The following is a 6,169-nucleotide window of genomic DNA, read 5'->3' on the forward strand; positions in this document are numbered from 1 at the left end:
ACATTGGTAGAATATTTATGGTTTCATCAGATGAGCAAGACTCTGGGAATAAGTTGGTGTTCGGTATGGACGAACAGATCGCAGCCATTCAAAAAGCTATCTCTGATTTTGAAGCCGGCCAGCGGGTCAACGTAGCCATACTTGCGTTACCCTATGCTGGTAAATCTGAACTGGTAGATGAGATAGTCGAAATGCATCCGCATGATGTGACAAAGGTCACCTTTTCATCGATAATTGATAATAAGGACCAGATCCCTCTGCTAGGTGACTCCAATAAGATAATGATTTTTGACAATTGTCATTATCTGTATATGAGAAAGATCGGTGGGTTCGATGTTATCGAAGAGTTCCTGAATATGATGCTGTCATCTGATGAAAGACTTTACATAACCACATGGAACATCCATTCCTGGAATTATCTCCATCGTGTATTGGGCATAGGCAAATACTTTCCAGTACAGGTCAATATCCCATCACTGAACTCCGCTGACATGAAAGAGTTCCTGCTCTCAGCATATGATGAAGGCGAAATACAATTTGTGAATGACACTGATGTAGAGGAAGATAAAATATTTCAGGTGACTAAAATACCTATAGCTAAAACAATAACCCATGGTAAGGTCAATATATACAGTCTGCACATAAACTATATGGCTCTTCGAACACTTCTTTTTAATAGGACTCCTAGTGAAACTGCAGAATCCATCATTATCAAAGAGATCACAAAGATATCACGAGGTAATCCTGGTGTAGCAAAGGAGATCTGGAACAAATGGCTGGAATATCCTATAATAAAAACAAGTAGCACAAAAAATAATGTTCCGAGTGATATAGAGCTTGATAGTACTGGCAGGTTTGTTCTCTACATTATACTTTCAATGGGTTATATTAAAAAGGATGAATTAAAAAACATACTATATTTGAGCTGTAATGCAGATGATATGACGATCAACAGGTTATTATTCGAAATACTCTCTCAGAACCTTATCCTGGAAAAGGAAAAATATTATAGCATAAGACCCGAAAAACTACATGCTGTGGTCAAATACCTCGAGAACATAAGGCTGGTGTGGTAATGGCTGAAGGCGACCTTGCTGCATTGATCACGAACTTTGAAAATATTAATGCAGATACTATACTTGCATCCTTTGCCATCATAATTCTTGCCTTTGTTCTTTCAAAAATTGTGACATTTTTGCTGACAAAGGTTTCCGAGATGTCATGGAAGTACAGGCTATATCTCAAGACTGTAATACCACTCTCTAAAGTCCTTATTTACGCATTCGCTGTCTATTACATATTGGCATCTGTATTTGTACTTTCCTTCGACCAATTAATACTATTAAGTGGTCTTATTGGTGCTGCGATTGGTTTTGGTCTGAGGAACCTTTTTGAGGACATTGCAGCAGGAGTTATAATTGTAATGGAAAAAACATATCAGGTTGGAGACAGGATCCAGATGGGTAACTATTATGGAGAGGTCAAGGATATAGGCCTCAGAGCTACCCGTCTTGTAACACCTGATGACAATCTCGTATCGGCTCCGAACAATCTGGTATTCACTGAAAGTGTGGCAAGCGGCAATTCAGGCAGTTCAGAAATGATGGCAACGCTGGATATTTACATTGAGAACGATTCTGACGTAGACCTGGCGATGAAGATATTGAGGGAAGCAGTCGTTACTTCAAGATACGTATATATATCCCCGACAAGACCGGTTGTTATTCTCCTGAACGACTATCCTTTCTACAAAGGTCTGAAAGCAAGGGCATATGTGAATGACCTCAGGGATGAATTCGTATTCAGGTCCGATGTAACCCGGAGAACATGGAACGAGTTCTATAAAAGAGGCATAAAACCTCCAAAAGCATATATTGTGAACCAGGGATATACAGCCGCATGAGCACATGATCCATTAGATTGTCACCTGCTGTATCAATGTGCAATTTTCTGAAAGATTCATCTGGGAGCCTAAAACATTTATCTTTAAAGGGTAAATCTCAACCTAAGATCCTTAGAAATAAAAATCATGAGGCTGCTCAGGATTCTCTTAAGTATTCCAAAAATGTTCTATTCGCGCTCAAAACCTGAGTTAATATCAAATAGCATGATTAATATAGAGGTATTTATTTCAGGTGAATTATATTGGGTAATAGAAAAAATAATCACGCGCAGGAAATACTAAATAAGATCAGCTATTTACTGCCAATTGCCATTTTTGCGCTTTCACTATGGGTTTTGGACAGGGGTCTTCAGCCCCTGCAACTAAATGAAATCCAGGTGAGTTTCACAGACATTGAGCTGTGGAGTGTGTTATTTGCTTCTGCTTTCACTTTGTTGAGTTACATCGCTCTTCTCGGCTATGATTTCCTGGCCATGCGATACATAGGCCAATCTGTTTCATACAAGGATATCCTCAGGTCTTCTTTTACAAGCACGTCCATCAGTTATAGCATTGGATTCAATCCTCTTACGGGTGGCTCACTGCGTTACAGGTCATATTCTGCCTATGGTCTGACACTGCTGCAAATAGGCAAGACCATAACATTCTGCAGTATAACATTCTGGCTTGGCGTATGCTTTGTAGGCGGATCGCTATTAAGTTTCTATCCGATAGATCTTCCCGAGTCCCTTGTTTTTTATGAGATCATGTTGAAGGTCTTAGGTGTCTGTTTATTGTCCTTCCTTATTGGTTATCTGGTGCTGTGCCTGCAGCATAGGACATTCAGCTTAAAAGGCTATGAGATCCGATTCCCTGATGTAAGGACTGCTCTTCTACAGATCCTCATTTCATCTCTGGATTCTATCTTTGCAGGCAGCGCATTATATTTCTTGCTCGCTCATAGTGGTGAGATATCTTTTCCATATTTCATGGCAATGTTCTTAGCAGCACAGACAATTGCCTATATTACTACGATCCCCGGGGGGCTGGGAGCTTTCGAAGCGCTCATGCTCCTTGCACTTGCTCCCCATTTAGCTCTTGAAACTGTCATTGTTGCTCTTGTAATGTTCAGGATCGTGTATTATCTCACACCTTTCCTGGCGGGATTGATAGTCCTTTCATATAGCGAGTTCAATGCGAGGAAGGAGATACTGATCAATCTGCACAAAAAAACATATCTGACAGTCGCTGCATTCACACCCCAGGTATTCGCTGTGCTTATTTTCTTTGCGGGGATATTGCTTCTTTTTTCCGAAGCCCTGCCTCCTCAGATGGAAGGCATGCGCATTATTGAAAAGATCGTTCCTTTATCATTGATAGAGTCTTCCAGCCTGTTCAGCAGTATGCTGGGGGTCTTTCTTCTCATTCTGGCCAATGGTTTGTGGAAAAGGGTCGATGGAGCTTATCTGCTATCAGTAGCGATACTGTTCTTGGGCAGTATCTTCTCGATCCTGAAAGGTTTGAACTACATAGAATCAGGCATATTATTTGCCATATTTTTACTGTTATTGCCTCAAAGAAAGCATTTTTACAGGAAGTCTTCACTGCTGAACCAGTCTTTCAGCAGGGACAATATAATTGCTATTGCCGTTGTTGTTCTAAGCTTCATATGGCTTGGTATCTTTGCCCATGAACATGTGGAGTACTCGCAGGAACTTTTGTGGCAGTTTGGAACCAATATGCATGTATCCAGGTTCCTCAGATCTGTTGTAGGAATATCTGCAGTTTTAGCTATCTTCGGGATCATGCGACTGCTTGGAGGTTCCAGCAAAGACCTCAGACTTCCTGATGAAGGAGAAATGGCTAAAACGAAGGAAATTATCAGGACAAGTACTGACACAAACAGCAATCTCGTTCTGCTTGAGGATAAGTATGTATTGTTCGATGAGCCGAAAAATACATTCCTTATGTATGGGATTTCCGGAAAAAGCTGGGTCTGTATGGGCGATCCCATAGGGAACAGCAAAAATATCAAAGAACTGATATGGGATTTCCACGAAATGGCAAACCTGCACCAGGGATGGACCGTTTTTTATGAAGTAAGCGAGAAATACATCCCCTATTATCTGGACATTGGCCTTACCTTGATCAAAATAGGAGAGGAAGCACGTGTCCAGCTTTCAGAGTTCAGCCTTGAGGGCAGTGCAGGGAAAGATTTCCGCTATTCTGTAAAACGTATGGAAAAAGATGGCTACCATTTTGAGATCATGGAGCCTGGAGAGATCCCTGCTCATATAGAGGAGCTTAAAAGCATATCTGATGCCTGGCTGGAAACCAAGAACACAAAAGAAAAGAGTTTTTCTATGGGATCCTTTAAAACTGAGTATCTGGCTAATTTTCCTCTTGCGGTCATAAAAAAGGGTGATAAGGTAGCTGCTTTTGCCAATATCTGGGTGACAGCCAATAAAGAAGAGATGGCTATCGACCTTATGCGTTACGATCCCGCTATATCTAACACTACTATGGAATATCTTTTTACCAAGCTCATGCTGTGGGGAAAAGAAAACGGGTTCAGGTATTTTTCACTGGGGATGTCACCACTTTCAGGTCTTGAGAACAGGACACTTGCACCACTGTGGAACAAAATAGGTTCAACTATCTTCACACATGGAGAATATTTCTACAACTTCAAGGGCCTTAGGGCATATAAAGAAAAGTTCAATCCTATATGGGAACCCCGGTATATAGCCTTGCCAAAAGGGATCAAGCAGATGTTCGTCCTGAAGGATATTGCTTTATTGATATCAGGTGGAACAAAAGAAATATTTACAAAATGAGGGGTCGGGTTCCTTGATGCGAAATCATGCACACAGAAATATCCTATTTTACCTGGTGATCAATAGTATATTTATTCTAATGGTGTTCCTGATCATCTTTCAGGGCCAGCGGTTAGAGTCTCCTTTGGCCGATGATCCTGATACTGTAATAAACGGCCATAACAATCTTCTGGCATACGAGGATCTGGGACTGGTCATGGGCAGAAGTTTAGCTAATAATTTGAACCACCCCCTTAGCCTGATGTTTTTACAGATCGCAGTAATAGTGTTAATAGCCCGGCTTTTTGGTTTATTCTTCAATAGAATAGGTCAGCCAACCGTGTTAGGCGAAATGACAGCAGGGATAGTACTGGGCCCATCGGTATTAGGATTATTGTGTCCTCAGTTAAGCAGTTTTTTGTTCAGTCCCGCCTCTTTGAGCTGGTTAGAAACGCTCAGTAATCTTGGGCTGGTCTTTTTTGTGTTCATCGTTGGTCTGGAACTTGATTCCAATTTGATGAAAAATAAAGCACAAACTGCACTGGTCGTGAGTCATGCCAGCATCGTAGTGCCTTTCTTTTTCGGAGTATGCCTGGCCTACTTCCTGTTCACAGGCTTTGCACCAGAAGGAGTTCCTTTTATTTCATTTAGTCTGTTCATGGGCATTGCCATGAGCCTGACAGCATTTCCTGTACTGGCCCGGATCATCCAGGAACGCAAGCTGACACAATCGCCTTTAGGCACCCTTGCTCTTACCTGTGCTGCCGTCGATGACGTCACAGCATGGTGCCTGCTGGCGGCAGTTGTAGGCATTATCCGAGCCGATACGATAATGACCTTTGTTGCTACCGTTGTGCTGGCGATATTCTACATTTTGTTTATGATCTACTTTGTGCGGCCGATATTGCAACATTTAGGTAATATATACGCCACACAGGAACATTTGAGTAAAGGGTTCATTGCACTATTGTTCGTTGTGCTGTTCCTGTCAGCATTTGCAACTGAGACCATTGGTATACATGCTCTTTTTGGAGCCTTTCTGGCAGGGATCATAATGCCCTCTCAGATAGATTTCAGAAATGTGCTCATTTCCCGCATAGAAGATGTGAGCCTGGTGATATTTTTACCTTTGTTCTTTGCCATAAATGGTCTCAACACACAGCTGGGCCTGCTGAATGCAGGTTACCTGTGGCTTATTTGTGGCCTGATCGTTATGGTAGCTATTATGGGTAAATTTGGTGGCAGCGCTATAGCAGCGCGCTTTACAGGTCAATCGTGGGCAAACTCTCTGGCTTTGGGAGCACTGATGAATACACGAGGACTGGTGGAGCTGGTTGTCCTAAGTATTGGATACGAACTCGGGATCTTGACCCCTACGATCTTTACCATGATGGTTATGATGGCTCTGTTTACCACATTTATGACCCGCCCAATGCTATGGTTCATTGAACGCTTTTTCCCCGATAAGGTT

Annotated in this window: 4 protein-coding genes; all 4 read left to right on the plus strand. The window is 41.9% G+C overall.

Going from position 1 to position 6,169, the window contains the following annotated elements; genetic code table 11:
• Positions 1 to 1,076 (plus strand): hypothetical protein (locus tag AB7U21_RS07575; protein ID WP_428388058.1); only part of this gene is annotated, 1,076 nt, incomplete at its 5' end.
• Entirely contained in the window at positions 1,076 to 1,903 is an 828-nt protein-coding gene (locus AB7U21_RS07580; RefSeq protein WP_333786394.1) for a mechanosensitive ion channel family protein, read from the plus strand. The genes AB7U21_RS07575 and AB7U21_RS07580, both read left to right, overlap by 1 nt.
• A 242-nt stretch (positions 1,904 to 2,145) precedes the next feature.
• Entirely contained in the window at positions 2,146 to 4,719 is a 2,574-nt protein-coding gene (gene mprF / locus AB7U21_RS07585; RefSeq protein WP_333786395.1) for a bifunctional lysylphosphatidylglycerol flippase/synthetase MprF, read from the plus strand.
• A 79-nt stretch (positions 4,720 to 4,798) separates the two neighbouring features.
• Positions 4,799 to 6,169, plus strand: a 1,371-nt coding sequence (locus tag AB7U21_RS07590) for a cation:proton antiporter (RefSeq protein ID WP_428388061.1), incomplete at its 3' end; no start/stop codon positions are given.

Origin of the sequence: Methanomethylovorans sp., from assembly GCF_050177135.1 — an archaeon.
Lineage (GTDB): Archaea > Halobacteriota > Methanosarcinia > Methanosarcinales > Methanosarcinaceae > Methanomethylovorans.